Source organism: Bacteroidota bacterium, assembly GCA_019637975.1.
Classification (GTDB): Bacteria; Bacteroidota; Ignavibacteria; order UBA10030; family UBA6906; genus CAADGV01.
In genome coordinates, this window is sequence record JAHBUR010000028.1 from 1 (window position 1) to 25,975 (window position 25,975).

The following is a 25,975-nucleotide window of genomic DNA, read 5'->3' on the forward strand; positions in this document are numbered from 1 at the left end:
ACGCCTCTTTCACTTTGTGTTTGCTGAGTTCCTTTTTGAGGTCGGCCGTTTGCTTTGAGATCTGTTCGAGCGTATGCTCGCGCAGCGTCAATCCCGCCTCAACAGCTTCAATCGCATCCCGCTGGTCGGACGGGAGAGAAATTGAACCGAGTGAGGGTCGGCGAGTCCCGATATGATGTTCGGAATATTTCTGCAACTCGCGTTCAAGCATTTCCTTCTCTTCGATGAACTTCGCAAGCTGGTCGTCGAGTTGCTTTGCCTTTTTGAGCCGTTCGTCGATGTATCGCTGGACGCCTTCGCCTGTGACTGCTTCAATGCGCCGCACGCCGCTGGCAATGCTTGATTCGGAGATGATCTTGAACAGGCCAATGTCTTTTGTGTTCCTGACATGCGTGCCGCCGCAGAACTCGACACTGTATTTGTCGTCAATGGCAACAACACGAACTATGTCTCCGTATTTGTCTCCGAAAAACATTTTGACATTCGATCTCTTTCGAGCCAATTCTATTGGCTCTTCGACTGTCTCTACTTCAATATCTTCCGCAATCTTGGCATTCACCATCTCTTCGATTGCTTTAATTTCTTCCGGAGTAATTTTGCCGAAGTGGGGGAAATCGAACCGCAAATGATCTGGGGCTACAAGCGAGCCTTGCTGATGAACATGCGCGCCGAGTACGCGGCGCAGGGCTTCGTGAACAAGGTGGGTGGCGGAGTGGTTGCGCTCTACGTTTCGCCTGCGAAATCTGTCAATCGATGCGATGACTCTCTTTTCTCTGATCTGGTCGAAGTTGTAAAATGTCGCCGCTTTCCCATAATGGAGAATAACCGGTCCATCTTTCTTGGTATCCTGCACTTCAAACATGAACCCCTCCCCGCGAATCAGACCTGAGTCCCCAACTTGACCACCTGATTCAGCATAGAACGGGGATTCGGTTAAAACGACAATATTCTCTCCAAATCCACTTATCATTGCTTCATGTTCATCAAATTGATAGCCCACGAAGCGGGTCTCGATCGACTCTATTCTTCCCTTCTGATCAGGGTCAATACCGTACTCTCTTTGAATTGCCGCACGAGTGGCGATCCGAGACCTTTTCCGTTGCTCCTCCATGAGTTCAGTAAACTCCCCCACATCAACTCTCAGCCCCTTCTCCTCTGCCATTAATTGCGTCAGGTCAAGCGGAAACCCGTACGTATCATACAACTTGAACGCATCTTCACCGGGGAAGACTTTTGAATGTCCAATCCGCTCCACTACTGTCTCGAAAATCTCCAATCCTCTATCAAGCGTCGCGTTGAAACTCTCCTCTTCCGCCTTAATCACTCGCTCAACATGCGCTTGCTTCTCTACAATTTCAGGGAATGCCTTCCCCATCGAGTCAACAACAGAAGATGTGATTTGATAGATGAACGGCTCGCGCATGCCTAAATTCCGTCCGAACCGCGCAGCGCGGCGGAGAATGCGGCGAAGAACGTAGCCGCGTCCCTCGTTGCTTGGGATTGCTCCATCGGTAATCGAGAACGTGAGCATGCGGATGTGGTCGGCGATGACACGCATTGCAATGTCGGTGGGGGAGTCGAGCTTGCTGGTGTATTCCTTGCCTACAGTCTGCGCAATTTTGCCGATGATAGGCATGAACACGTCTGTGTCGTAGTTGGAGCTTTTCCCCTGCAGCACGGCACAAATGCGTTCAAATCCCGCGCCTGTGTCAACGTGCTTTGCAGGCAGATTCTCAAGCTCGCCTTTGTCGTTGCGGTTGTTCTGGATGAAGACGAGGTTCCAGATTTCCATTACTCTTGCGTCGCCCGCGTTGACGAGATTGCCGCCCGAGTAATCCAGAGTCAGGTCAATGTGGATTTCAGAACAAGGTCCGCACGGACCCGTTTCGCCCATCTCCCAGAAATTATCCTTCTTGCCGAACTTCTGAATATGCGCCGGGTCGATGTCGGTGACCTTTTTCCAGAGTTCAAATGCTTCGTCGTCGGTTTCGTACACGGTGGCATAGAGACGGCGCTTTTCCAACCCCCATTCCTTTGTCAGCAACTCCCACGCCCATGCGATTGCTTCTTTCTTGTAGTAGTCGCCGAACGACCAGTTGCCCAACATCTCGAAAAACGTATGATGGTACGTGTCGCGGCCGACCTCTTCGAGATCGTTATGCTTGCCGCTGACGCGGATGCACTTCTGCGTATCGGCTGCGCGGACGTAGTCGCGTTTGCCGGTTCCGAGAAACACATCTTTGAACTGGTTCATGCCGGCGTTCGTAAACAGCAGCGTCGGGTCGCCGTGAGGAATAACGGACGAACTCGGCACTATGCGGTGGCCGCGCTTCTCAAAGAAGTCAAGAAATGATTGTCGGATTTGGGATGATGTCATCGTTCAAAATTGGTCAACAAAATTACTTGCTTAATATCAGCATGGACTCTATATGATCATTCTCGAAAGCGAGAATCCGATCCTTGTTTGCATTTAGGATGTTAGCAATCACGTTTGAGGGGGAGTTCCCTATTCGAAGAAAGATCACTTTAGAAGGATGGCCGCGAACTATACTCCTGTGTAGGAAGTCGGAATCCTTCGACACAATTGCGAAACCATGCTCTAAGGCAAATTGCCAGAGGTCTTCATCATCAGCTGTTGTCAAATCGAAGTCTCTTACATGTTTTGACTCTGCAAAAGCGTGGTCGAGTCTAGACAGCAGGCGAAAGGAAAGATGTTGATCGAGAATAAGCTTCATGCGGTTGTAAGCCTGCGCTCACGATCAGCGGCAAATGCCAGACAGGCATAGATGTCGTCACGCGTCAATTCAGGAAAATCTTCAAGTATCTGTTCCACTGTCATACCCGAAGCAAGATATTCAAGAACATCCAAAACGGTAATTCTCATACCCCGTATACACGGTTTTCCGCTCCGCTTGCCCGGCTCTATGGTAATTATCTTGCTGTAGTCCATTCCGTCTCCAGTCAAAAAAGTAATGCTGTTACACCTCAATCTGTGTCATCAGCTTAATTTCTTCCAACACGTTGCTCACTTGCATACACTTCACAAGTTCGCCTGTGTACACAGCGGCTTTGCCGTTGTTGTGAACATCCCACGCCAGACTCTCAGCATGCTGGGAAGTACACTTCAGCGCCTTCATGAGCTGCGTTATAACCTCGTCGAACGTATGTTCGTCATCGTTGAAGAGGATGACTTTCGCCGGTTCCTGCACCAGTACATCCTCATCTTCTTGCTCAAGTTCGAGAGGTTTTGTTGCCATGAAGTGACGGTTTTGGTTCTATTTTTCATCAAAATTACTCAAAAAGCGTCACCATTGCAAACTTGCAGACGCGGCGTACTCTTCGTATATTTTTGCATGTTTTTGTTGCACATCTCAACACAATCACCCCATCCCGAGAAGAGGTTGCTGAAATGATATTTGATTTGGATTTGATTGAACGCGTGTATTCACGCACTCCCGGACGAGTGAAAGCCGCCCGGACGGTTGTTGGTCGGCCGCTGACCCTCACCGAGAAGATTCTCTATGCCCACTTGTGGCGTCCCACGAAACAGCCGTATCAGCGTGGCCAATCGTACGTCGAGTTCGGTCCGGACCGCGTTGCGATGCAGGATGCAACGGCTCAAATGGCGTTGTTGCAGTTCATGTCTGCGGGGATTCCCAAGGTTGCCGTGCCGAGCACGGTGCATTGCGACCATTTGATTCAGGCGGAAGTCGGGGCGAGAGAAGATCTTGCGCAGGCATTTTCGGACAACAAGGAAGTGTATGATTTTCTCTCAAGCGTTTCGAATAAATACGGCATCGGCTTTTGGAAACCGGGTGCCGGCATCATTCACCAAGTCGTGCTTGAGAATTATGCCTTTCCCGGCGGGATGATGATAGGAACCGATTCGCATACCCCGAACGCCGGCGGACTCGGGATGATCGCCATCGGCGTTGGCGGTGCGGATGCGGTTGATGTGATGGCGGGGATGCCGTGGGAATTGAAGTTCCCGAAAATTATCGGGATACATTTGAAGGGGCAACTCAACGGTTGGACTTCGGCGAAGGATGTTATTCTGAAGGTAGCCGGCATTCTGACGGTGAAGGGTGGAACCGGAGCCATTGTCGAATATTTTGGAGAGGGAACGAAATCCATCTCTGCAACAGGCAAAGGGACAATCTGCAACATGGGAGCGGAGATTGGCGCGACGACTTCCGTCTTTCCGTATGATTCCCGCATGGCGGACTATCTTGCATCGACAGGGCGCATGAGAGTTGCCGAGATGGCAGATGCGATTGCGGAATTTCTTGCCCCCGATCAGGAAGTATTGGAGAATCCTCAAGACTATTACGATCAAATCATTGAAATCCATCTTTCCGAACTTGAGCCGCATATTAACGGGCCGTTCACGCCTGACAAGGCATGGAAGCTTTCAGAATTTGCTGAAGCGGTCCGGCAGAATGACTACCCGCAAGAGCTGCGCGTTGCTTTGATCGGCAGTTGCACAAATTCAAGTTACGAAGATATTCAGCGTGCAACCAGCATTGCGCGCCAGGCCCTGGAGAAAGGCGTGAAAGCAAAATCCGAGTTCACGATCACCCCGGGTTCCGAGCAGGTACGCGCAACAATCGAACGTGACGGATTATTACAGACTCTTACTGACGTTGGCGGAGTTGTGCTTGCGAACGCTTGCGGTCCCTGCATCGGCCAGTGGAAACGCCATGATGTGCAGAAAGGCGATAAGAACTCCATCATCACATCATTCAACCGCAACTTCACCGGCCGTAACGACGGCAATCCCGACACGCACGCGTTCGTCGCAAGTCCCGAAATTGTAACGGCACTTGCGCTTGCGGGGAGACTTACCTTCAATCCGGTCACGGATTCTATTGTGAATGCAAGGGGGGAATTGGTGAGATTGGATCCACCTTCGGGAGATGAGTTACCGAAGAAAGGATTCACAGTTGACGATCCCGGTTACATCGCGCCGGCAAAGAACGGTAACAATGTCAAAGTAAGCGTCGAGCCAACGAGTGACCGGTTGCAGGTTCTGGCCCCGTTTTCTGCGTGGTATGGGAACGACATCATTGATATGCCCGTCCTCTTGAAAGCGAAAGGAAAATGTACAACTGACCACATTTCGCCCGCAGGCAAATGGCTCAAATACCGCGGCCATCTCGATAATATCTCGAACAATATGTTCATCGGTGCCGTGAATGCCTACACGGGCGAGGCGGGCCGGGGCAAAAACGTGTTTACCGGCGAAACGAAAGAGTACTCTGCGGTTGCACGCGAGTACAAGGCGGAGGGCATTGACTGGGTCGTTGTTGGCGACGAAAACTACGGCGAAGGATCAAGCCGCGAACACGCGGCGATGGAACCGCGCTATCTCGGCGGCCGGGCCATAATCGTGAAAAGCTTTGCCCGCATTCACGAGACGAATCTGAAAAAGCAGGGAATGCTTCCGCTGACGTTTGCCAATCCTGCTGACTACGACAAGGTTCAGGAAGATGATCGGGTTTCGATCATCGGCTTGAATACATTCACGCCGGGCGTTCCGTTGCGCATGATTCTCAAGCATGCGGACGGGACTGTCGACGAGGTGATGCTCAATCATACATTCAATGAAAATCAGATTCAGTGGTTCAGAGCAGGCAGCGCATTAAATTTGATTGCAGCGCAAGGAGCGAAGAAGCCTTCCTCTCCAAAACCAAAAACCGTCAAGAACGTCGTCAGGAAGAAGGCGGCGAAAGTGAAAAAGTCGGCAAAAAAGGCTGCAAGATCAGTCAAAAAACTCGTGAAGAAATCGAAGAGGCCTTTACGGAAGAAACCTGTCAAGAAAGTCGTGAAAAAGGCACGGCGGAACTTGAGAAGCAGAAGATAGGTTCTTATATCGTAGTGATGGAGATAACCGGGATTCCTGTCCATCTGAAACACAACTGTTCATCAACATAATACAAAAGGAAGAGAATGCGTTACGATGAGCGAGCGATTGCTCCATTTCGGGAGGAACTCACCCGGATAGGATTTCGAGAACTCAAAAACGTGCCGGATGTTGACGCGGAGATCGGCAACAAGGAAGGAACCAGCCTGCTTGTTGTGAATTCCGTTTGCGGATGTGCCGCGGGAAAAGCACGTCCCGGAATTGCACTGGCATTACAGAAATCGGAGTTCAAGCCGGACCGCTTGACCACCGTGTTTGCCGGAGCTGATATTGAGGCGACTGCCCGTGCCCGTGAATTGTTCGGCAACATTCCTCCATCGTCGCCATCGATGGCATTTTTCAAGGACGGCGAGTTGGTTCATTTCATTCCCCGCTTTCAGATCGAGAACCGTGACGCCTACCAGATTGCACAGCATCTTCAGGAAGTATTCAAGGAATTCTGTGTGCCAGTGTAGATTACTCTCAGCAAGAAACTCCTTGTAAATGCTGCATCTTTTTGCTATTATGTTGCAGCACTGAGTGGCAAAGTGCTTGAAGCGAGCAGAGAAACGGGGTAGTAGCTCAGTTTGGTTAGAGCGCCTGCCTGTCACGCAGGAGGTCGCGGGTTCGAGTCCCGTCTACCCCGCAGAAACCCGAGCGATTCGGGTTTTTTGTTTATGAGAGAATTCACTCTCTCCTGACTACACATGAACAATGGAGACAGAATGACGTATCCCGGTGAATCGACAACAAACGAGTTGCAAGCGATGCAATCCGGCTTGCAGTTTATCGATATGGTGGTAGGCAACGGCTCCGTACCGGAAACCGGAAACACAGTGACCGTGCATTATACAGGCTATCTGACCAACGGCAAGAAGTTCGACAGTTCCGTTGACAGGAGCCAGCCTTTCACATTCGTCATCGGATATGGACAAGTCATCAAGGGTTGGGATGAAGGCGTTGCATCCATGAAGATTGGCGGAAAGCGCAAGCTGATAATTCCTGCCCAACTGGGATACGGTACGCGAGGTGCGGGCGGTGTCATTCCGCCGGGGGCCGAGTTGATCTTTGATGTTGAATTGCTTGGAGTGAAATAGAAGAGGAGGGATTATGTGGGGAAGGATTGTGGTGTTGCTGTTCGGCATCATGTTCTCAGTTGGAGATTTGTCCGCACAAACTCGCGGGTTCGGGCTTGGCGTGATACTGGGAGAGCCTACCGGCATCAGCGCAAAGGGCTGGGTGTCCGACCGGAATGCCATTGATGCGGGATTGGCTTGGTCGTTTCGTCAACGAGGCTCCTTTCATCTTCACGTTGATTATCTCTGGCATTTTCCGGAGGCCATCAAGTCGCCGGAGAGGTTTACGTTGTATGCGGGTCTTGGCGGGCGCTTTTCTGCAGGGCGACGCGATGGCATTCTTGGAGTGAGATTTGCCGGCGGGTTTGCGTGGTGGCCGCGGGGCATTCCGCTTGATGTATTCGTTGAGATTGCCCCGATATTCGATATCGTGCCGGCGACTGAAGCCAGGGCCAACGGCGGCATTGGTATCAGGTACTTCTTTTAGTTCTTCTACAATATACTCTTCCTGAATTCTTCACAATTACATCCTACGGAGGATCAATGCGCTCTGTTCTCGTTTTGACAGTTCTTCTCTCCATCCAGTTGGCGGCATCGTCTCAAACGTATCAACGGTTCTTTACCGACAAAACAATGCGTGTGGACTATTATCATACTGGTACGAAAGGCCAGGAAACGTTCAGTCTTGATGAGGTGATCGAGGAAGGGGCATGGCCGGGCAGCAAAGTGAATCTCATCGACACTCTCAACCTGGGAGAGTATATGGTGAGAGTGTTTGATGTTCAGACAAATACAATGATTTTCTCACGCGGCTTCTCCTCGATCTTCAACGAATGGCAGACAACCGATGAAGCAGCCGCAGGTTTATACAGAACATTTTCAGAATCCGTCCGGTTGCCGTTTCCCAAAGACAAAATCCAGTTTACGATAGCCCGGCGTGACAAACGAATGGAGTTCCACGAAGTATGGTCCATCATGATAAACCCCAATGCACCGATACAAGTGAAGAAGGGGGAGAATCCATTTTCCTTCAAGGCGAACCGCATAATGGGCAGCGGCAACCCGGTTAACAAAGTTGATATCGTGATTGTTGGTGATGGCTATGCGAAGAGTGATATGGGAAAATTCCGCGACGATGCAAAACGCTTTAACGAGTCCCTGTTTGCAACGGAACCATTCAAGAGCCGCAAGAATGACTTCAACGTGTGGACTGTCGAAGCAGAATCGCATGAATCGGGAATTGACATTCCCGATGCAGGTGTGTGGAAAGATAACATTCTCGGTTCACGCTACAGTACGTTCGGTTCCGCCCGGTACGTCCTTACCACGGAGAACAAGACTCTGCGTGATATTGCATCGTTGGCACCGTACGATTTCATTTGCATTCTGATAAATGACTCCCGCTATGGAGGCGGAGGTATCTATAACTTGTACGCGACAACCTACACGAACGAACAAGTGAAAGGCCAGGAATGGCAAATGGATTACGTGTACGTGCACGAGTTTGGCCATTCATTCGGCGGGTTGGGAGATGAGTACTACGGCTCGAGTATTGCATACAATGATTTCTACATGCCCGGAGTGGAGCCGTGGGAGCCGAACGTGACGGCACTGTTGGACAAGAAAAATGTGAAATGGAAGACATTTGTCGATGCCGCGACAGCCATTCCAACACCGTGGGAGAAGGCGAAATACGACAGTCTTGAGGCGGAACGGGGGAAACTCGATCGTCTGGCTGCCGATTACTATGAGAAACGCGAGCCGATCTTCAAAGCCCAGAAAGAAATTCTGAGTGATGCCCGCTTCGCGGGAAAAGTGGGGGCATATGAGGGATCAGGATATGCCGCGAAGGGTTTGTACCGCCCGGCACTCGATTGCAGAATGTTCTCGCTCAGCCTGATTGATTTCGATCCGGTGTGCAGCGAAGCTATAAAACGGGTGATTGATTTCTACTCCAAATAGCTCTTCCGTTTGGGAGGATGTAAAGCAAAGAGGGCAACATCTCTCGATGCAGCCCTCTTCGTTTATCCATCTTGAACATGGATTCTTGGGGGTTGAAGAATTACATATTCGTTTTTGCGGTGGCCGGTTGCTGTTCCGGTGATTTCTTCGGTTTGCGCGTGAGGATCCACCACCCGACAACCACAACAGCAACTACGTTGAACACCCAAAACACAATCTGCCAGTTGAATCTCTCCTTGTGCAATTGGCTTACGGTTTTGTCGAGAGAGGCATATTCAACTTTACCGAGCATGGTCTCGTTTTCAAGAGCGGCCTTCCAATCCTTGTCGACTCGCTGAATCCAAATCTCGTCAACAAACACTCGCGTGTCAACGCCGCTCGCCTTGGCCGTTTCGACATAGGAGCGGACACTCGCTGCAAAACTCTTCGGGTCGTTGAACTGCTGAATACTGACACCGCGGTTGGAAAACTCGGCAGCGAGGCTCGCCCAGAATGATGATTCAAGTCTCGAGCGCCAAGTGGCAATTGTTGCGTCGACCTGTTGTGCCAGTTCTTCGCTTTCGGCCGCGGCTGTTTCCGTCGCTTTTTTCCTCTGCATCTTCGATTTCGTTATGGTATTGCGCGCTGCGAGTGCCGCCGTAACCTTGTCTCTCAACCCATCCCAACGGTTCTTGAACTGATGATATTGACTGACCAGCACGCCGTAGTCCTTTGCTTCGAGGCGCGTCGATGAAAGAAATGCGATGTTATCTTCGGCAATGCCCGCTATCCGGTTGACGATATCAGCTTTCTCCAGTTTCTTGCCGAGAGCATCTTTCTCCGCGACCGAAAGGGTCTCAATATTCCTGCCGAAGGGCAGAAAGATGGAGTCTATCATGGCGTTCACAAGCCGGTCATTGGCAGCGAGGTTCATGTTCAAACGATTGACCAGCTCGCGCTGTTCGGCCAGCGAGGTTTCTGTTGATTTCAATTTCGCGAGAAGGTCTTTCCGCTCGGCATACAACCGCTCCAACTCCGCATTCAGCGTGATCATGATGCCTTCCAACTCGATGATTCGTGTCCCCTGAGTCTGAATGAGCATGGCCTTTTCCTTCGCAAACGTATGGCGATCGCGCAAATCAGCAAGCATGTCGTTGAATGTTTTCGGGTAGAATGCCCCGGAGATCAACCGGCTATGATGGCTGTATTCGGATTCGAGACTCTCGATTCGGTGAGGAATCTGTGCAACCTGTTCGGCTGTTCGTGCAGAATCAATATCAACGCGGATCGCATCATATGTAGCCTTGAAGCGCTCTTTTACCTCGAAGTCGGATTGCTGGGCAGAACTGTTTACTGCCGCAAGTGAAACCAATGCTACTGTCACAGATCTGATAAGCTTCATTTTCGTCCCTCCGCTTGCAAATCTTTTTCTTCGAGAATATCATCACTGGTCATGAGTAACCGGAGATTGCTGCCGTCAATCAACTCCACATAAGGTTCGCGTTGATTGAGGGCGGGCCGGGCGAGTCCATGCTCGGAAACCTCATACTTCCTGTGGAGTTTCAACTCGCCGGCATTCGGAGCCATGACGTAGACATGTTTGAACCGTGGTCCGGTAACGTAGTACATGCCTTCGGTGCTTCTGAGAATGCGAATTTCTTTCCCTTTGAGCGCCTGAGGGTTTTCGAATTCCTCTTGCGCCAGCGGGGCCACATTGAAGGAGATAGCATACCGGCCCTCATTCACGGTGTTGTTTTCAGTAACGCTGAGGACGGTTTCTACAGGCCATCCGTAGTCTACTTGAGGGAGGGAGAACGACGAACAGGCAGGGAGGACTAATGCCATTGCCGCAATTGTGATGGCGACCCGAGCAACGACAGTGGCTTGATTCTTCTTCACATATTCCTCAGGATTATTATGGATTCCAAATATCACACAAAAAATACGAACAGCGTTGACAGCCATCAAGTTAATTGTTCTTAATCGAATTTGAGCTAAAAATCAACACGCTCTGTGGTAAATCGGAAAAACAGCCCTCCTTATGGGCTGTTGTCGGTTTTCAAACCTCCAAATATGGAGAAAATCGGAATCGGCTTGGAGGGCCGTAGCGGGCGGAAGAGCAGTGGAAGAGCAGTGAAAGACAAGCGTGAGACAACACCCTTGGCCGGAACTTGTCAGCTTGCTAATGGATGTCGTGACCTCCGATCCGTCATCCAACAAACTGTGCTGAAGAGCATGACTGACAGTTCAATCGAATATTCGCGGGAGCGCGGCAACCGTTCAGTTGAATGGAATCCTTCATTGGCAGACTATGAACCGGAATCATCCTCTCATTGAGATACAACACTTTCCGGTTCAAGTTATCGAAGCAGTATTGACTTCCTACGCACATTCAGTTACCTTTGTGTGGTTGCTCTCCGTGCAACCCTCTCGTTTCCCAACCACTAATGATTTCCGTTCATGTCCAAGGAAGCAAATGCCGCCGCCGCAAGGTCGGTACTTATCGTTGAAGATAGCGTAGACTTTTCCAATCTCCTCAAATACATTGTGGACGACATGGGCTATGAGGGTGTGCAGTTTGCCCTCGACAAAGAAGACATTGTCGAACGCTCGAAGGAATGTCACGCCGAAGCTGTACTCATGGATCTGCAGCTCCGCCGGAAAAACGGCATGCAATACATTGAAGAGTTGAAAGCCGACCCGGCAACGAAGAACATTCCCATCATCATCATCAGCGGCCGGGAGTTGAGCCAGAAGGAGATACTCTCGCTGCAAATTCAGAATGTGAAATACCTCAGGAAGGGAAGAGTTGAGATGGATGAATTGAAGAAGGTAATCAGCGAAACACTTCACTCTCACGACTCCGCCGGAAACAGGGCGAAGAAGGTCAGCGGTTGATTGCGTCTTTCTGAAGGCCCGTTCCTACACCCAGCCACGCAACTTGCACGCCTCGGCAACACGGGCAACCCCGACAACCATCGCGGCCAGGCGGGGGTGCACGGATTTTTCGAGCATTGCTTCTTTCACACTGTTGTACGCTTTTCTCAGTTTCTCATCAAGCCGCTGATGGACGAGTTCCTCGCTCCAGAAATACGAGTAGCTATCCTGCACCATTTCAAAGTATGAAACAGTAACACCGCCGGCACTCGCAAGTATGTCGGGTATGACGTGAACGCCTTTTCTATGCAGAATCAGATCCGCGTCGGGAGTTGTGGGTCCGTTGGCGAGCTCGCAAACGATCTTTGCCTTGATGTCGCCGGCGTTCTTGTCATTGATGGCATTTTCCAGCGCTGCGGGGTAGAGAATGTCAACATCAAGCCCGAGGACGGCGTCACGTAGAATTTCTTTTCCGCCGGGAAATCCCTTTACGGAACCCGTCTTCAATTTGTGTGTGACAAGATCTTTCGGGTTGAGACCCTCTTCCGAATATACTCCCCCTCGCGAGTCACACACGGCAATGAGGTTTCCGCCGCCCAACAGTTCTTCATGCAACAGTGCAGCCCGTTGTCCCGCATTTCCGAATCCCTGAATCGCGTATCGTCCCTTGGGGTCTATGCCGAACACTTTGCACGCTTCACCGACGGTTATCACCCCGCCGCGTGCCGTTGCGTCTCTCCTGCCTTCCGTGCCGCCGATTTGCAGCGGCTTGTCCGTGAAAACCCCCGGTTGATGCCGTTGAAGCAATGTTTCATATTCGTCCATCATCCAGGCCATCGTTTGCGGGTTCGTATACACATCCGGTGCGGGAATGTCCTTATCAATCCCGATGTTCTGTACAACTGCGCGGACGTATCCGCGTGAGAGATTCTCCAACTCACGATCAGACATTGTTCGCGGGTCGCAAATAACGCCGCCCTTTCCTCCACCGAGCGGCAGGTCAACAACGGCCGTTTTCCACGTCATCCAGCCGGCCAGTGCCCTGATTGTGTCAACCGTCTCATCGGGGTGAAAGCGAATGCCCCCCTTTGCCGGACCTCGTGCATAGTTGTGTTGGATGCGATAGCCGTGAAAGATTTTCACTTCGCCGCTGTCCATTTTCACCGGGATCGTGAATTTGAACTCGCGTTGGGGCCACAACAACAACTCAACAGTCGGGGCGTCGAGATTCAACAGCTTGGCTGCTTCCCGAACCTGCTGCTGTGTTACTTCAAAGGAGTTATACGACTTCATGAGCGTGCGCCTTAGGGTTTGTCTTTCTTTGATTCTTGATCGAACACGTCGAGAATGATTCTGTACCAACACCGTTTACACATCAATGCCCGGTCCACGCTGAGCAAGACCTGTTCCCACGGGCTCAAGGGCGCTCCGCAATGCGGACAGGCATCCGGAGTCTTCGCACGCATTTCTCCTTGCGGTTGCTTCGTATTCTTGTCAGATTTCACGTTGGTGCTCCGGTTTCAAAATGATGCCGCGATTTTCATGGCCGTTCATCATAACCGTAATCGGTGCCTCAAGGCGGATATGCCGTGTGAATGTTCCATCTTTGAAAGCAGGCTGTTCGAGCAGCCACTTCCAATCAAGCGAACTCTTGCCTCTCTTCGAACTAACCGTGAAATAGCCGATCATGAAGGATGTAATGTTCTGGAAGAAATGCGAACCCTGCGACGGTTCGACATCCATATCCTTGAAGCCGGCCTCAATAATTGCCCGCGCTCCGGAAATCTGATCCCATCGAATCGGGATTCCGAGCCACGGGTCGAGTGTTCCCCATCTGCCGACACCGACGAGCAGATACGGCCGCCGTTCCGCGAGAAGCTCGCCGTTGCAATGCGTCACTTCCACTGCAACCTCCCTGCTTTTCGCACGGTCGAATTTGTTGATGTCAACAACCACAATATCGCGAATATCCCGGATAACGCCATTTCCAAGCACCTGTTCGCTGTAACAGAGGCAGGCATCCGGTTCAACCCGTTCGATGTTCAGCTCTACGGCTTCACGGCTCAGCACCAACGGCCGCATCTGCAACATGCCGAATTCCTTCGGCTGCCCGGTCGGTGTGTTCACATTCACCGCAAACTCAATCTCAACCGGCGTGCCCATACCCCACGTTCCCATATCTGTAAGCAAATCAATAATTTGCGGCAACGGGAACAGGCGGTGCCTGAGCAGCGGCCCGAAAGTGACCAGCCGGACTCCCTGCCGCGAAATGCCGTCTTGCACAACATCGTTGTCATGTGAATACGTCGAGCCGAGCAGATGCAGTGTTGCGTCGCCTTCCGCTACATCCAGACCGTAGCGTTTGACAAGCATGTCATGCGTTTCAATGCCGAAGTCGGACGCGGCATCAAGTTGCAACGCAAAGAACTCGCGCTGAGTGGTGTCGAGCGATTCTTCCGCCGAGTAGAATTGAATGAGATCAGTCGGGTACTTCGGACAAAACCGCACGGCATTTCCTCCATCGACAACCCATTTGCCGAGACCCAATCCGACCGACACGATGCCGTCCGATGATTTTTGCGGCGGCAGCGGATAGAAATTATACGATCGGGCAACGCCTGCAAAGTCGGGATAGAAGCGATGTTCGTGTGTACGTCCGACCATTCTCTGAACTATCACCGCCATCTTTTCCTCCTCAAGGCGGTAGGATGTTACTTTGATGTAATCCTTTGCACTTTGGTAGAAGGTGGAAGCGTACACGCGCTTGATTGTGTTGAGAAGGTCATTCAGCCGCACAAGAGGATTGGGATGAATGTTCGGCAGCATATACGTTTCATACACGCCGGCAAACGGATGATACTGCGAGTCTTCAAGGAGGCTTGACGAACGGACCGCCAGCGGAGTCCGGATAATGTCGAGAAATGCGGCGAGGTTTCCCAGCACTTCCTCCGGGAAACGTTGCGCATCGAGAAAGCGGCGGGTGATCTGCTTGTCGTCATCGCAATCCATGGCAAACCGGCGGAGATTGTTTTCATCGACAAACTGATCGAACACATCCGTACCGAGCACAACAGCAGGCGGGACGTGAATGCGCACTCCTTCAAACCGGTCACGGACATTGTAATCATTTATCAGTGTGTTCACGAACCCGAGTCCTCGCGCTTTGCCGCCCAACGAGCCGCCGCCGATGCGGGCGAAGCTGCTTTCGGGATCGAACGTCTCCTTCGAAAAATCCATGATGATGCCGCGCTGCCTGATGATGCCGTAGGCGTGCAACGAACGGATCAGATCTTCGCGCAACGCCGTCAGGTTGGGGTAGTCGTTCACTTTGCGGGGCCGGAGTTGATGAGCCAGCCAGAATTCGGTGCGAGCCTTCAGCCAGTTGGAAAAGTGATTCCGCTCGGCATGAAAACGAATACTTTGTTCGGGTACGATATGCAGTTGTTCTTCCAGGCTCTTCAGGTCGCTTGCCCTTCCGATTTCGATTCCCTCCGGCGTCCGGAAGATAAAATCGCCGAAGCTGAAATGCTGTACCATGAAGTGACGCAGTTCATTGAGCAGCATCGGCGAGTCTTTCATCACGAATGCAGCCTGGACATCACTTGCCGCACGCTCATTGTCCTTGTTGTGCGAGAGGAGAAGAATCGGCAAGTCGGGCTGCTCGGACTTGACTACCCGGGCAAACTCAATGCCTGCCTGCGAATCCTGCTCGCCGTTGCGGGGAAAATCAACATCCGAAATCACGCCGAGCATGTAGTCACGGTATTCGTCGTAATATTGCCACGCTTCTTCGTATGTGGAACAGAGAAGAATTTTCGGGCGGGCACGCATGCGCAGGAATTTGTGCGTCAGGTTTATTCCTTCGGAAATGAGGCGTTGTGATTGCTTCAGGATTTCCGTGTAGATGTTCGGCAGCATCGAGGAATAGTACTTGACGCTGTCTTCTATGAAGATCACTGTCTGAACGCCGACCATGCGCGTGTCGTGATCGACATTCATCTTATCTTCAAGATACTTGACGATGCCGATGATAATGCGGAAGTCGCCTGTCCAGATGAAAATCTTCTTGAATACCGACGCATCCTGATGGACGAGAAGTTCCTTCAACTCCCGGTTGTCGTGAGCAAGCAACACGATGGGAACGGTAATGCCTTGCTGCCGCGCCATCTTTGCAAAATTGACGGCGTGCATATCGTCGATATGCAGAGTTGTAATAATGAGATCGAAGCGGTTTTCTTCCTTGGCAAGACTGATCGCCTCCGAGCCGCTGGAGACTCTTGTCAGTTCGGGAGAGTGGGAGAGGTTGAAGCCCTGGTATTCGTTGCGAATCAATTCATACAAACGCCCGTCTTCCTCGAACAGATAGAGATCGTACAGGCTGGAGACAAGCAGGATATCGCGGATACGCAGCCGCATCAGATTTTGAAATCCCTGGAAGCGGTTGCCGTAGCCGTGCTCGACCCACAACGGATCGAAGCTGCTTTCTATCTGATCGAATGGATGTTTCGGGGTGGACATTGCCGTTTCTTGTTTGGTGTAGAGACGTTTCCCGAACGTCTCTATTAACGCAGCAGGACAAATTTCTTCGTTTGTGAAAAGTCACCTGCTTGAATGTGGTAGAAATAAACTCCGCTTGAGAGTGCGGACGCGTTGAACTGTGTTCTGTAGTATCCAGGTTGCATCGACTCGTTCACAAGGATTGCTACCTCCCTTCCCACAATATCAAACACTTTGAGAGACACGATGCCAGCTTTTGGTAATGCAAACTCGATTGTAGTCGACGGGTTGAATGGATTTGGATAATTCTGTTCAAGACGAAGATGCGATGGGTAGTCGTTTGATAACATTTTCACCGAGGTAAGGATCTCTGATACGGGTCGTTTCCAAACACCGTCACGATATGTTCCTGCAAAAATCTGTGTATTGCTTACAGCGAGTGAGTGAACAGTGGAATTCGGGAGCCCTGTATTAACCGATGTCCAGCTCACGCCGTTGTTGGTTGAGACGAAGAAACCGCCTGCATTAGTGCCGGCAAAAAGGCCGCCGTAAGAAGAAGTGAGGCTGCGAACTTGTCGGTGGGATGGAAGGCCACTAACCGGGGTCCATGTTGTGCCGTCGTCCGTGGAAAGAAACGCGCCGCCAAGGGTTCCAGCAATGACGTTCTCTCCGGCAACAGCAAGCGCGTAGACCAGGGTGTTCGTTAAACCCGTATTAACAGCAGTCCAACTTGAGCCTTGGTTGCTCGAACGAAAAACTCCGCCCAGCGTTCCCGCAAAAACGTGATTGCTGGAAAAGGCAAAGGCACGGATATTCTGGTTCGTCAGCCCTGTGTTGGCCGCACTCCATTCGGTGCCATTATCTGTCGTAAGAAAAACACCCGCCTCAGTACCCGCAAACAGAGTTATTCCGGAAACACCGAGAGCCCATATATAGCGATTGGGTAAACCGCTGCTGGCGGCAATCCAACTTGTCCCGTTGTTCGTGGAACGAAAGACATAGTGTGTAGCGGCAAAGAGGTTCATGCCGGAAGTGGCGAGTGCGGTCACCCAGTAGTCCGGCAGACCTGTACTCACCTGAATCCAAGAGGATCCACTGTTGGACGAAAGGAAGACTCCGCCACCGTAGCTCGTTGCAAACAAATTTGTGTCAGAGATTGCAAAACTATTTGTCCATGTATTTGACAGCCGGGATTGAGTCCACGAAATACCATTATCGGTCGAAACAAAAGCCCCGCTTCCCTCGGTTCCGGAAAAGAGAATTGTGTCCGATGGTCCGTTGGAGTAGATCGCAAGGGCATTGATTCCAAGGTTGGTCAAGCCGTTATTTACAGCTGTCCAGGTAGTCCCGCTGTTTGTGGAGAAGAACACGCCCCCGTAACGGCTTCCGGCGAAAACATTCGAGCCATAACAAGCGAGAGCGTTAATTGTAAGACCCGTCAAGCCCGTACTTGCCGGAGTCCAACTCAAGCCATTATCGGTCGAAAGAAAAACATCACCGTCAGTAGTTCCGACAAAGAGATTCGCCCCCGAAAAGGAGAAAGCACGTATCTGCTTATTCTGCAACCCGGTGATTTCGCTTGACCAGCTTGAGCCGTTGTCCAGGGAACGAAAAAGGCCTCCCGCCGTTCCCGCAAAAAGATACATATCGAAGACGGCAAGAACCCTTACTGTCATATTGGTTAAGCCATTGTTGATCTGCGTCCAGGTCATTCCGTCGTTGCTCGACCGGAAAGCACCGTTATCTGTTCCGGCAAAGAGGTTCGTCCCGCTGACCAAGAGTGAGTACACAACTGTCCCACTAAGACCTGTACTCGCGTTCGCCCAAGTCGAACCGTTATCGGTTGAGCGATAGACTTCACCAAGGGTTCCCGCAAAAAGACTTGTTCCGCGAACTGCAAGTGAATAGATGTCGTCGGATATCATGCCTGTGCTTCGCCGGATCCAAGACTGTCCGTTATCGGTAGAAAGGAAGATGCCGCCTTGGGAAGTACTCCCGGCATAGATATTTGTTCCGCCCACCATATTGGAAGATGTTGCAACCGCACGAATGTAACCGCCTGCCGGTCCGCCAGTTTGTACCCATTGGGCTTGGATCAATCCTGTATTGATCCAACTTGTAAAAAGCAATATGTAGATTGCGTGCTTCATATGACCCTCCACTTCCGAGAAGTGTCAATAGTAGGCCTCGAATCACTGTAGGGACGTCCGAAAGAACGTCCCTACGGGAAGATTCACACTACACAACCCCCTGATCCATCATCGCATCTGCGACCTTGAGGAAGCCGCCGATGTTCGCGCCGTTCACGTAGTTGCCCGGCGTGCCGAACCGTTCGGCGACGATGACACACGTTGTGTGTATCTCCGTCATGATCATCCTCAGGCGGTTGTCAACTTCCTCACGCGTCCAGGGGAGACGCATGCTGTTCTGCGCCATCTCGAGTCCGGAGGTCGCCACGCCGCCGGCGTTTGCCGCCTTGCCGGGTCCGTACAGGATTCCGGCATCGAGAAACACCTTCACCCCGTCGAGTGTCGTCGGCATGTTTGCCCCCTCGGCAACGCAGTAGATGCCGTTACGCAACAGGTTCTGCGCGTCCTTGCCGTTGATCTCGTTTTGTGTCGCACTCGGGAACGCGCAAGTTGCCTTGTGGTCCCACAGCGGATTGGAGTCGGCTTTCGGGTCTATCTCTTTGTACATGGCACCCTTGTACTTCTCCGCATACTCCTTAATGCGCCCGCGGCGGACATTCTTCAAATCCATAACAAACGCAAGCTTCTCTTTCGTTATTCCCGCTTCATCATAAATGTAACCATTGGAATCGGAAAGTGTTACCGCTTTGCCGCCGAGTTGGTTGATTTTTTCAACTGTAAATTGCGCAACGTTGCCGCTGCCGGAGACGAGGCACGTTTTTCCCTCGAGAGTCTGCTTGCGGGTCCCGAGCATTTCGGCCGCAAAGTACACCGCGCCATAGCCCGTTGCTTCGGGGCGTATGAGCGAGCCGCCCCAGTTCAGACCTTTGCCCGTGAGAACGCCGGTGAATTCGTTTCTCAGTTTCTTGTACATGCCGAACAAGTAGCCGATCTCTCGCCCGCCGACGCCGATGTCACCCGCCGGAACGTCGGTGTCGGGTCCGATGTGACGGAACAACTCCGCCATGAATGCCTGGCAAAAGCGCATCACCTTCAAATCGCTTTTTCCTTTCGGATCGAAATCGGAGCCGCCCTTGCCGCCGCCCATCGGTAGCGTGGTGAGACTGTTCTTGAACACTTGCTCGAAGGCGAGAAACTTGAGAATTCCCTGATTGACGGACGGATGAAACCGCAATCCCCCTTTATAGGGCCCGATTGAGCTGTTCATTTCGATGCGGTATCCGCGATTGATGTGGGTTTCGCCCTGTTCATCAACCCACGGAACACGGAAAGTAATGATGCGTTCGGGTTCGATGATGCGTTCGAGAATTTTCGCCGCCCTGTATTCGGGATGGCGTTCAAGCACGAGCGACAACGACTCGGCCACTTCCTGCACCGCTTGGTGGAACTCCGGTTCTGCCGGATTCTTCGCCTTCACCTCAGCCATCAGGTCTTGCACGTAGGTTGACATACTGTCTCCTTCTGGTGATGTTGTGTGTGATTGTTGATTCAATAAGCGCCACACAGGATTGCTTCGGCGAGTGTGGTGTGTGTTGGTGAGAACTCTCCAAGTGTCCCCTTCTCGTTCAACATCACACAAAGTGAGTTCTCAATACTTTTGCGGAACGTTCCGCTCTCGTCAGGAGAGGGAGGAGGGGTGGGTTTCTATGTGAAAGAACGAGCCGGACTATGTGCCCGGCTTGAGAATGACGCCGATGTTCTTGTGCCCGTTGATCTTCACGGTTATCGGATTTACAAAACGCAAATGCCTTGTGAAGTCAAGCTCTTCTATAGCGGGCTGTTGCGCCAACCACTCCCAATCAATGAAGCCCTGGTGATTGGCGGAGTTGACAGTGAAATAGCCGACACGAAACGATGTAATGTTCTGGAAAAAATGCGAACCCTGCGAGGGCGTAACGCTGAAGTCTTTGAAGCCCGACTCGACAATGGCCGCCGCACCCGAAATCTGATCCCACGTGACGGGAATGCCGAGCCAATGGTCGAGGCTTCCCCAGCGCCCGACGCCGATGAGTACATACGGCCTTTTCTGTTCAAGCAATTTCGTATTAAGTTGACTGACTTCCTGGGCGACGCTGATGCTTTTGCCGCGTTCAAACTTCTCGATATCCACCACAATGACATCGTAGATGTCACGTATCGCTCCGTTGCCCAGCACCTGCTCGCTCTGGCAGATCAAATCGTTGGTGCTGACGGTATCTATTCGCAATTCTTCAGATTCGGCACTGAGCACAAGAGGCCTGATTTGCAGAAACGCAAACTCGTTCGGTTCATGTGTTGTGACATTCATGTTGACGGCGAATTCGATTTCCACATGCGTTCCCATTCCCCACGTTCCCATATCGAGAACGAGATCGAGAATATCGGCAAGCGGAAAGAGCTTGTGCTTCAGAATCGGGGCAAACGTCACGACACGCCTGCCCGGACGCGAGATGCCGTCGTACACTGAATCGTTTTCGGAGGAATAGGTTGACGCGACATAAAAGAGGGTCTCATCGACTTCAGCCGTCTTCACATCGTACAATTGAACAAACTCGTCGGGGGTATGGCCGTTCGATCTGTTGAGGCTTTCCTCAAGATTCAACGCATAAAACTGCTGCTGGGCGTTCTTGAGTGTCTCCTTTGCGGAGAAAAACTGCAGCATGTGTCGCGGATACTTCGGACAAAAACGAACCGTATTGCCGCCATCCACCACAATCTTTCCCAATCCCAACCCCACAAGCACGATGCCGTCGGTCGGTTTTTGGGGAGGAACGGGGTAGAAGTTGTACGATTTTGCGACTCCGGCGAACTCGGGATAGTAGCGCCCGTTGCGCGGCGAACCGACCATCTTCTGGATGATCACGGCCATCTTCTCTTCTTCAAGCCTGTACGCGGTTGCTTTCATGTAATCCCGCGCATGTTTCGAAAACGTCGAAGCATAGACAAGCTTGATCGCCTGCAGCAATTCGGCGAGCCTGACATCAATGCTCGGGTTGTTGTTTGCGATCATGTATGTCTGATATACACCGGCAAACGGCTGGTACTGTGAATCCTCCAGCAGGCTTGACGAACGGACAGCGAGGGGAGTGTGGGTGATTTCGAGAAACTCACGGAGCTTCTGGACAATATCGGAAGGGAAGTGATGGGCACCGGAAAAACGATGCAGAAGTTCATGATCCTCAATGCTGCTGTGGGCGAATCCTTCCAGAGTATTGTCTTCAAGAAACCGGTCAAACACATCCGTGGCAATGACCACCGCCGAAGGCACGTGGATCTCGACGCCGGGAAACTTGTCTCTGATGTTGTAGTTATTGATAAGCGTGTTGATAAATCCCAACCCGCGTGCCTTGCCGCCGAGTGAGCCGCTGCCGATTCGTGCAAAACTGTTCTGCGGGTCGAAAGTGTCCTTGCTGAATTCGGTGATCACGCCCCGCTGCCTGATCTCGCGGTATTTCTGCAGTGAGCTGATCAGCAGTTCCCGCAAACCCTGAACCGATTCAAAATCATCCACCTTCTGGGGCCGGAGCTGTTGGGCAAGCCAGAATTCCGTTCGTGCCTTCAGCCAGTTGGAAAAATGGTTGCGCCGGGCATGGTACACGATGCTCTCGTCGGGAACCACCCGGAGTTGTTCCTCCAACGTGCGCAGGTTGTTCGCACGGCCCACCTCGGCCCCGTCATTCAACTTGAACACAAAATCACCGAAACCGAAGTGGTTGAGCATGTACTCGCTCAGGTCATGCAGAAGAGTGGGGGAACCTTTCAAGAGAAACGAAGCGCCTATTTCCTGCGCGCGTTGGGCATTTTCCGCATTGCTTGATTGGAGAAGAATCGGAATGTCGTCGTGGCGTTCCTTTACCAATCTCGCGAATTCAATCCCCGCATCCGTTTCCTTGATTCCCCCCTTGACGAAATTCACGTCCGAAATGATACCGAGGATAAAATCTTCATACTGCTCGTAGTACGCCTTCGCCTCCTCGAACGTGGTACAGAGCAGAATTTTCGGGCGGGCCCGCATGCGCAGGAACCGGTGCGTGATGTTCACCCCTTCGGTGATGAGCCGTTGCGATTGCTTGAGGATTTCCGTGTAGATGAGCGGGAGATAGACGGAATAGAACTGCACGCTGTCTTCCACGAGGATGATGGATTGCACGCCGACTGTACGCGTGTCGTTCTCGACATTCTCCTTGTCTTCGAGGTATTTGATGATACCGATAAGAAGATGGTAATCCCCCTGCCAGATAAAAATCTTGTCGAATATCGAAATGTCGTGATTGGTAACGAGTTCTTTCCGCTCCCTGTTGTCGTAAGCGAGCAACACAATGGGAATGGTGATGCCGGCTTCCCGTGCCTCCTCAGCAAATCGCGTGACGTGCATATCCTCGATATGCAGTGTGGTGATGATCAGATCAAATTGTTCACCGCTTTGCAGCAACTCGATGGCTTCACTGCCGCTGCTGATATGCGTGATTTCGGGAGGGTGGCTGAGGTTGAGCGTCTGAAATTCCGAGCGGATGAGTTCGTACAACCTGCCGTCTTCTTCGAACAGATAGCTGTCGTACAGACTGGAGACGAGCAAAATATCCCTGATCTTGAACCGCATCAGTTTTTGGAACGTCTTGACGCGTGTTCCCTGGATATCCTCGATATTGAGGCGATCAATCTTGCTCATGCACTGAACTCGATTGTGGTTCGTGGGAGGGTGTTTGTTTGGATGCAAAACAGGCGTATTTCACTGTCTGGACACCTCATCCCTATTGTAAAGTACAGTGAAGAATACGCCTATGGAAAGTTAGCACAATTAGGGGGATTGTGCAACCGGTAAAAAAGGAGCTCACCATCCGGCCACACTTACCGGAATAGCCAATGAAAACAATGGGTATTTAGCTCACTCGTTACCGGCAAAAGGCCTTTGTTGGTGCGTGACGTGCGGGTTTATGGCCGGGATCGACACGGTAGGACCTTTACCTACCGATCGATCTTACCGCTTCATTAGCTCAATCACCTGTTGCAACTGACCTTTTTCAAGAAAATCCGAAGGCTGTTCAGCAATGTATGCGCCCACTTCTCTTCCGGCAACTTGTGCTTTGCCCATTCCCGAACGAGTGTCTGTTCTCAATATCATCACCCGCTCATCGCCTTTGCCGAGCTTCGGCGCACCGTAGAACGCGATATCCATCGACATGGGGAAGCGGACGACAATCTCGGCGCCGTCGGGAATGCCCTTTACACCCTTACTCACCTTCACGATTGCGTCGTGCCATTCGGGGTCATGTTCGGTGATGCGCTTTTGCGTTTCCGGCGGAGATGGCTGAATGCTTGTGACTTTGCCCAGCGCTACGATGTCGGCACTGTCGATGCGGGCTCGAAATTGTGCCTCCATCATCGCCTTGCGGGATGCAAAAAACTGCTTGCGCAGATCATCCTGTGCCGCCGGTGACATCGTTGCAGGAAGAGGCGTATGCCCGATTTCACGAAGGGCAACTCCTTGTCCCAATATCCAACCGTCGGTGTAGAAGAGTGACCGCGTACCCGGCGCCAGACTTGCTTTCAACTCCAGCGTGATTTCTTCTCCTTCCTTGATGGAGATTGCCGAAGGCTGTTGCAGAATCTGATCGACCTTCACAACGCTCGTGGTATTCGAGACAGGAACCTCGGCAAAGCTTGCCGCCCCCGTTTGTGAAATCGTTCCGACAAACACAACACTCGACTTCTTCATCATCTCCTGATCAATCGGCTGCGAGGAAGAGATGTTTTGGACCAGAACGAGCAAGGTCCCGGCGAATAGTGCTGAAAGATGTATTCTATACTGAGAGTTCTTCTTCATCTCTTTTCCTCCTTACCTGACGGGTACACTGAAATAAAAGGGATCGATGGACACGCGGACAGTGCCGCCGCCGTTGTCCAGCAGTCTCTTGTTTGCGAAATCCACATTTCGCTGGTACGTGACGCCGTTCGGGAAATTGTCACGGTCGGGAAAGTTGTTGGCGGAGAACACGCCGCGGAACTCATTGCCGACCGCAACGAGAAAGTTGTAGTCGCCGATGTAGGGGAGAAACACCGGGTTCGGATCGTCGGCAGGAACATTGGCAAGCAGAATATTGTCGAACGTCGCAAAGCCGTCGGTTGATTGTTCAAGCCGGGTTTCCCATCTGCCGTTGCAAGGCGGCACAAGGGTTGCGGTTGTCACGTGTTGATAGAGGAACCCTGCGGTACCGTTGTCCGCAACGGCGACAGATGTGCATGTCGCGTTTCCTACAGTGCGCAAATCACCGGACCAGGTTTGTCCGCGATCGGTTGAGCGGCGAACGTGAAGAGTATAGGTGCTGTTCTGCCCGTCGGCCCATGCAACATAGACAACATTGCTGTTTGTCCGTTGCACGGCAATCGAAAGCGTCGAGCCGATGCGCTCGTTGCCGAGTGTCGGGGAGTTCGACCACGGTATGCGGATTCCCGACACAACAATGCGGCCGGGGAGATTATCCGACGGATCAGTCAAGTCTTGAAACGGTGTCGCCCCGGTTCCGCCGTTATCGTCACGCACCACGACAATATCGCCGAATGCCGTGCTGCTGATGAACGAGCGCCACCCGAAATAGGCAACGTACACGGTGCCATCGTTAGCCACGGCAGGCCGGATCGAGGGCCCGTTCTGTCCTGCGCTGCCCGTGCTGCGCGGTTCGATGCGAACGGCACGAAACGTCGCCCCGCCGTCAAGCGAAACATCAACTGTTGCCGTTTTTCCGTCCGTCACGTTGAAGTCATTGTTGCCGACATAGATGCGTTCGGAGTTGGCGACGGTTGCCGCCTGAATAAACGGCTGGTCGATCTGCGAACGTGAACGTAAGAGTGAGAGTGTTGAGCCGCCTGCAAAGTCATTCGAGGTCAGGACGTTCATCAAAAGGCTTCCCGGCACTTTCAGGATGCCGCTGTACAGGCGCAACGGTGAATGCGTTCCGGCGACCGTGATATCGCTTGTTCCGAATTCTCCGAAGCTCGGTACGGTGAAATTCAGAAACCACGAATCGCCGTTGTTCGTGCTGACATACACCGGCGCGTTGCCGCTTGTCCCGAACGGATTCGGCGTGAATGCCGTCCCCACCATCCGGGCAGGATTCGAGAAATCCACGGCAAGAAACGGCTCGCTATCCTGGCGGGTTTCGCTGCTGAATGCCGCAGGAACCATGTTGACGAGCTTCACGCCGCTAAAGGGAGTGTGTGCAGGAGGCGGACAACTGCTGCAGGCGGCGAAGAATACGGCGAGCAAAGCAACGAGGGATGCAGAGATGACTCTCTTCATGGAACCTCCTTGTTGGTGAAGTGAGTGGACGGGGTATCATAAGGATTTTTGGTGAGAAAGTCGCAAGCGGAATTTGTTCAGGATATATCCAACCCCTTCAGGGTTGCGGATTGTTGTGCCGTTGTTTTTAACCGGGGACTTCGTCCCCCGGCTATAATATCCGACCCCCTTGGGGTCATATCGACCACATGTAGAACGATTCTCTGAATCGTTCCTTTCTGCTCGATCCCCGAGGGGTCAGCTACTGTCGCTTGCA

18 protein-coding genes, 1 tRNA gene and 1 pseudogene are annotated in these 25,975 nt (G+C 52.0%); 7 read left to right on the forward strand and 13 right to left on the reverse strand.

Translation table 11 applies throughout. The features are described 5' to 3' along the window. The 4 genes from alaS to KF749_14165 form a co-directional block, all read right to left on the reverse strand. Nucleotides 1-2,377: alanine--tRNA ligase (gene alaS, locus KF749_14150; protein MBX2992291.1), on the reverse strand; the 2,377-nt coding region annotated here is incomplete at its 3' end. A 22-nt stretch (nucleotides 2,378-2,399) separates the two neighbouring features. Further along, on the reverse strand, nucleotides 2,400-2,735 hold the full coding sequence (locus tag KF749_14155) for a DUF5615 family PIN-like protein (protein ID MBX2992292.1): 336 nt from the start codon (nucleotides 2,733-2,735) through the stop codon (nucleotides 2,400-2,402). Then, nucleotides 2,732-2,950 (reverse strand): DUF433 domain-containing protein, encoded by a 219-nt coding sequence (locus KF749_14160; GenBank protein ID MBX2992293.1) that lies wholly within the window; start codon nucleotides 2,948-2,950, stop codon nucleotides 2,732-2,734. Before KF749_14160 ends, KF749_14155 begins: the two co-directional genes overlap by 4 nt. A gap of 28 nt (nucleotides 2,951-2,978) precedes the next feature. Continuing rightward, nucleotides 2,979-3,257, reverse strand: a complete 279-nt coding sequence (locus KF749_14165) for an ATP-dependent Clp protease adaptor ClpS (GenBank protein MBX2992294.1) — start codon at nucleotides 3,255-3,257, stop codon at nucleotides 2,979-2,981. 152 nt (nucleotides 3,258-3,409) lie between these two features. On the opposite strand from KF749_14165, the pseudogene KF749_14170 reads away from it, so the two are divergent. The 6 genes and pseudogenes from KF749_14170 (at nucleotide 3,410) to KF749_14195 (ending at nucleotide 8,940) form a co-directional block, all read left to right on the forward strand. Then, nucleotides 3,410-5,662: pseudogene (locus tag KF749_14170) on the forward strand (aconitate hydratase). Nucleotides 5,663-5,949: 287 nt separating this feature from the next. Next, entirely contained in the window at nucleotides 5,950-6,378 is a 429-nt protein-coding gene (locus tag KF749_14175) for a BrxA/BrxB family bacilliredoxin (protein MBX2992295.1), read from the forward strand. Between the two features lie 95 nt (nucleotides 6,379-6,473). Next, nucleotides 6,474-6,548 (forward strand) — tRNA-Asp (locus KF749_14180). 61 nt (nucleotides 6,549-6,609) lie between these two features. Continuing rightward, a complete protein-coding gene (locus KF749_14185) occupies nucleotides 6,610-6,999 on the forward strand; it encodes an FKBP-type peptidyl-prolyl cis-trans isomerase (GenBank protein MBX2992296.1) in 390 nt (129 codons plus the stop codon). Nucleotides 7,000-7,012: 13 nt separating this feature from the next. Continuing rightward, complete coding sequence (locus KF749_14190) at nucleotides 7,013-7,465, forward strand: hypothetical protein (GenBank protein MBX2992297.1); 453 nt, start codon at nucleotides 7,013-7,015, stop codon at nucleotides 7,463-7,465. A gap of 56 nt (nucleotides 7,466-7,521) precedes the next feature. Beyond that, nucleotides 7,522-8,940 carry a peptidase M64 gene (locus tag KF749_14195; protein MBX2992298.1) on the forward strand — a complete coding sequence of 473 codons (1,419 nt, stop codon included), beginning with the start codon at nucleotides 7,522-7,524 and terminating at the stop codon, nucleotides 8,938-8,940. A 100-nt stretch (nucleotides 8,941-9,040) separates the two neighbouring features. On the opposite strand, the gene KF749_14200 is transcribed toward KF749_14195, so the two are convergent. Both KF749_14200 and KF749_14205 read right to left on the reverse strand, forming a co-directional pair. Next, a complete protein-coding gene (locus KF749_14200) occupies nucleotides 9,041-10,321 on the reverse strand; it encodes a hypothetical protein (GenBank protein MBX2992299.1) in 1,281 nt (426 codons plus the stop codon). Continuing rightward, on the reverse strand, nucleotides 10,318-10,818 hold the full coding sequence (locus KF749_14205) for a hypothetical protein (GenBank protein MBX2992300.1): 501 nt from the start codon (nucleotides 10,816-10,818) through the stop codon (nucleotides 10,318-10,320). Before KF749_14205 ends, KF749_14200 begins: the two co-directional genes overlap by 4 nt. A 561-nt stretch (nucleotides 10,819-11,379) precedes the next feature. Here KF749_14205 and KF749_14210 point away from each other — a divergent pair. Further along, nucleotides 11,380-11,817 carry a response regulator gene (locus KF749_14210; GenBank protein MBX2992301.1) on the forward strand — a complete coding sequence of 146 codons (438 nt, stop codon included), beginning with the start codon at nucleotides 11,380-11,382 and terminating at the stop codon, nucleotides 11,815-11,817. A gap of 24 nt (nucleotides 11,818-11,841) precedes the next feature. Here KF749_14210 and KF749_14215 read toward each other — a convergent pair whose 3' ends face one another. The 7 genes from KF749_14215 to KF749_14245 all read right to left on the reverse strand — a co-directional run bounded on the left by KF749_14215 (nucleotide 11,842) and on the right by KF749_14245 (nucleotide 25,719). Beyond that, complete coding sequence (locus KF749_14215) at nucleotides 11,842-13,089, reverse strand: Glu/Leu/Phe/Val dehydrogenase (protein MBX2992302.1); 1,248 nt, start codon at nucleotides 13,087-13,089, stop codon at nucleotides 11,842-11,844. A 201-nt stretch (nucleotides 13,090-13,290) separates the two neighbouring features. Beyond that, nucleotides 13,291-16,314 carry a histidine kinase gene (locus tag KF749_14220; protein MBX2992303.1) on the reverse strand — a complete coding sequence of 1,008 codons (3,024 nt, stop codon included), beginning with the start codon at nucleotides 16,312-16,314 and terminating at the stop codon, nucleotides 13,291-13,293. Nucleotides 16,315-16,358: 44 nt separating this feature from the next. After that, nucleotides 16,359-16,643: a T9SS type A sorting domain-containing protein gene (locus KF749_14225; GenBank protein ID MBX2992304.1), complete on the reverse strand. Its 285-nt coding sequence runs from the start codon at nucleotides 16,641-16,643 to the stop codon at nucleotides 16,359-16,361. 1,888 nt (nucleotides 16,644-18,531) lie between these two features. Further along, entirely contained in the window at nucleotides 18,532-19,893 is a 1,362-nt protein-coding gene (gdhA, locus tag KF749_14230; GenBank protein ID MBX2992305.1) for an NADP-specific glutamate dehydrogenase, read from the reverse strand. Nucleotides 19,894-20,109: 216 nt separating this feature from the next. Then, on the reverse strand, nucleotides 20,110-23,022 hold the full coding sequence (locus tag KF749_14235) for a histidine kinase (protein ID MBX2992306.1): 2,913 nt from the start codon (nucleotides 23,020-23,022) through the stop codon (nucleotides 20,110-20,112). 378 nt (nucleotides 23,023-23,400) lie between these two features. Then, nucleotides 23,401-24,246, reverse strand: a complete 846-nt coding sequence (locus KF749_14240; GenBank protein MBX2992307.1) for a hypothetical protein — start codon at nucleotides 24,244-24,246, stop codon at nucleotides 23,401-23,403. A gap of 12 nt (nucleotides 24,247-24,258) precedes the next feature. Further along, nucleotides 24,259-25,719, reverse strand: coding sequence for a hypothetical protein (locus KF749_14245; GenBank protein ID MBX2992308.1), 1,461 nt, complete (start codon nucleotides 25,717-25,719; stop codon nucleotides 24,259-24,261). Nucleotides 25,720-25,975 lie beyond the last annotated feature (256 nt).

What these genes read in the sequence shown, in the direction of transcription:
- KF749_14160 (MBX2992293.1), bottom strand. Translation starts at nt 2,950, where the DNA reads ATGGACTACAGCAAGATAATTACCATAGAGCCGGGCAAGCGGAGCGGA.
- KF749_14195 (MBX2992298.1), top strand. Translation starts at nt 7,522, where the DNA reads ATGCGCTCTGTTCTCGTTTTGACAGTTCTTCTCTCCATCCAGTTGGCG.
- KF749_14215 (MBX2992302.1), bottom strand. Translation starts at nt 13,089, where the DNA reads ATGAAGTCGTATAACTCCTTTGAAGTAACACAGCAGCAGGTTCGGGAA.
- KF749_14210 (MBX2992301.1), top strand. Translation starts at nt 11,380, where the DNA reads ATGTCCAAGGAAGCAAATGCCGCCGCCGCAAGGTCGGTACTTATCGTT.
- KF749_14185 (MBX2992296.1), top strand. Translation starts at nt 6,610, where the DNA reads ATGAACAATGGAGACAGAATGACGTATCCCGGTGAATCGACAACAAAC.
- KF749_14155 (MBX2992292.1), bottom strand. Translation starts at nt 2,735, where the DNA reads ATGAAGCTTATTCTCGATCAACATCTTTCCTTTCGCCTGCTGTCTAGA.
- KF749_14190 (MBX2992297.1), top strand. Translation starts at nt 7,013, where the DNA reads ATGTGGGGAAGGATTGTGGTGTTGCTGTTCGGCATCATGTTCTCAGTT.
- KF749_14175 (MBX2992295.1), top strand. Translation starts at nt 5,950, where the DNA reads ATGCGTTACGATGAGCGAGCGATTGCTCCATTTCGGGAGGAACTCACC.
- KF749_14200 (MBX2992299.1), bottom strand. Translation starts at nt 10,321, where the DNA reads ATGAAGCTTATCAGATCTGTGACAGTAGCATTGGTTTCACTTGCGGCA.
- KF749_14165 (MBX2992294.1), bottom strand. Translation starts at nt 3,257, where the DNA reads ATGGCAACAAAACCTCTCGAACTTGAGCAAGAAGATGAGGATGTACTG.
- gdhA (MBX2992305.1), bottom strand. Translation starts at nt 19,893, where the DNA reads ATGTCAACCTACGTGCAAGACCTGATGGCTGAGGTGAAGGCGAAGAAT.
- KF749_14225 (MBX2992304.1), bottom strand. Translation starts at nt 16,643, where the DNA reads ATGTTATCAAACGACTACCCATCGCATCTTCGTCTTGAACAGAATTAT.
- KF749_14235 (MBX2992306.1), bottom strand. Translation starts at nt 23,022, where the DNA reads ATGCGGTTCAAGATCAGGGATATTTTGCTCGTCTCCAGTCTGTACGAC.
- KF749_14220 (MBX2992303.1), bottom strand. Translation starts at nt 16,314, where the DNA reads ATGTCCACCCCGAAACATCCATTCGATCAGATAGAAAGCAGCTTCGAT.
- KF749_14240 (MBX2992307.1), bottom strand. Translation starts at nt 24,246, where the DNA reads ATGAAGAAGAACTCTCAGTATAGAATACATCTTTCAGCACTATTCGCC.
- KF749_14245 (MBX2992308.1), bottom strand. Translation starts at nt 25,719, where the DNA reads ATGAAGAGAGTCATCTCTGCATCCCTCGTTGCTTTGCTCGCCGTATTC.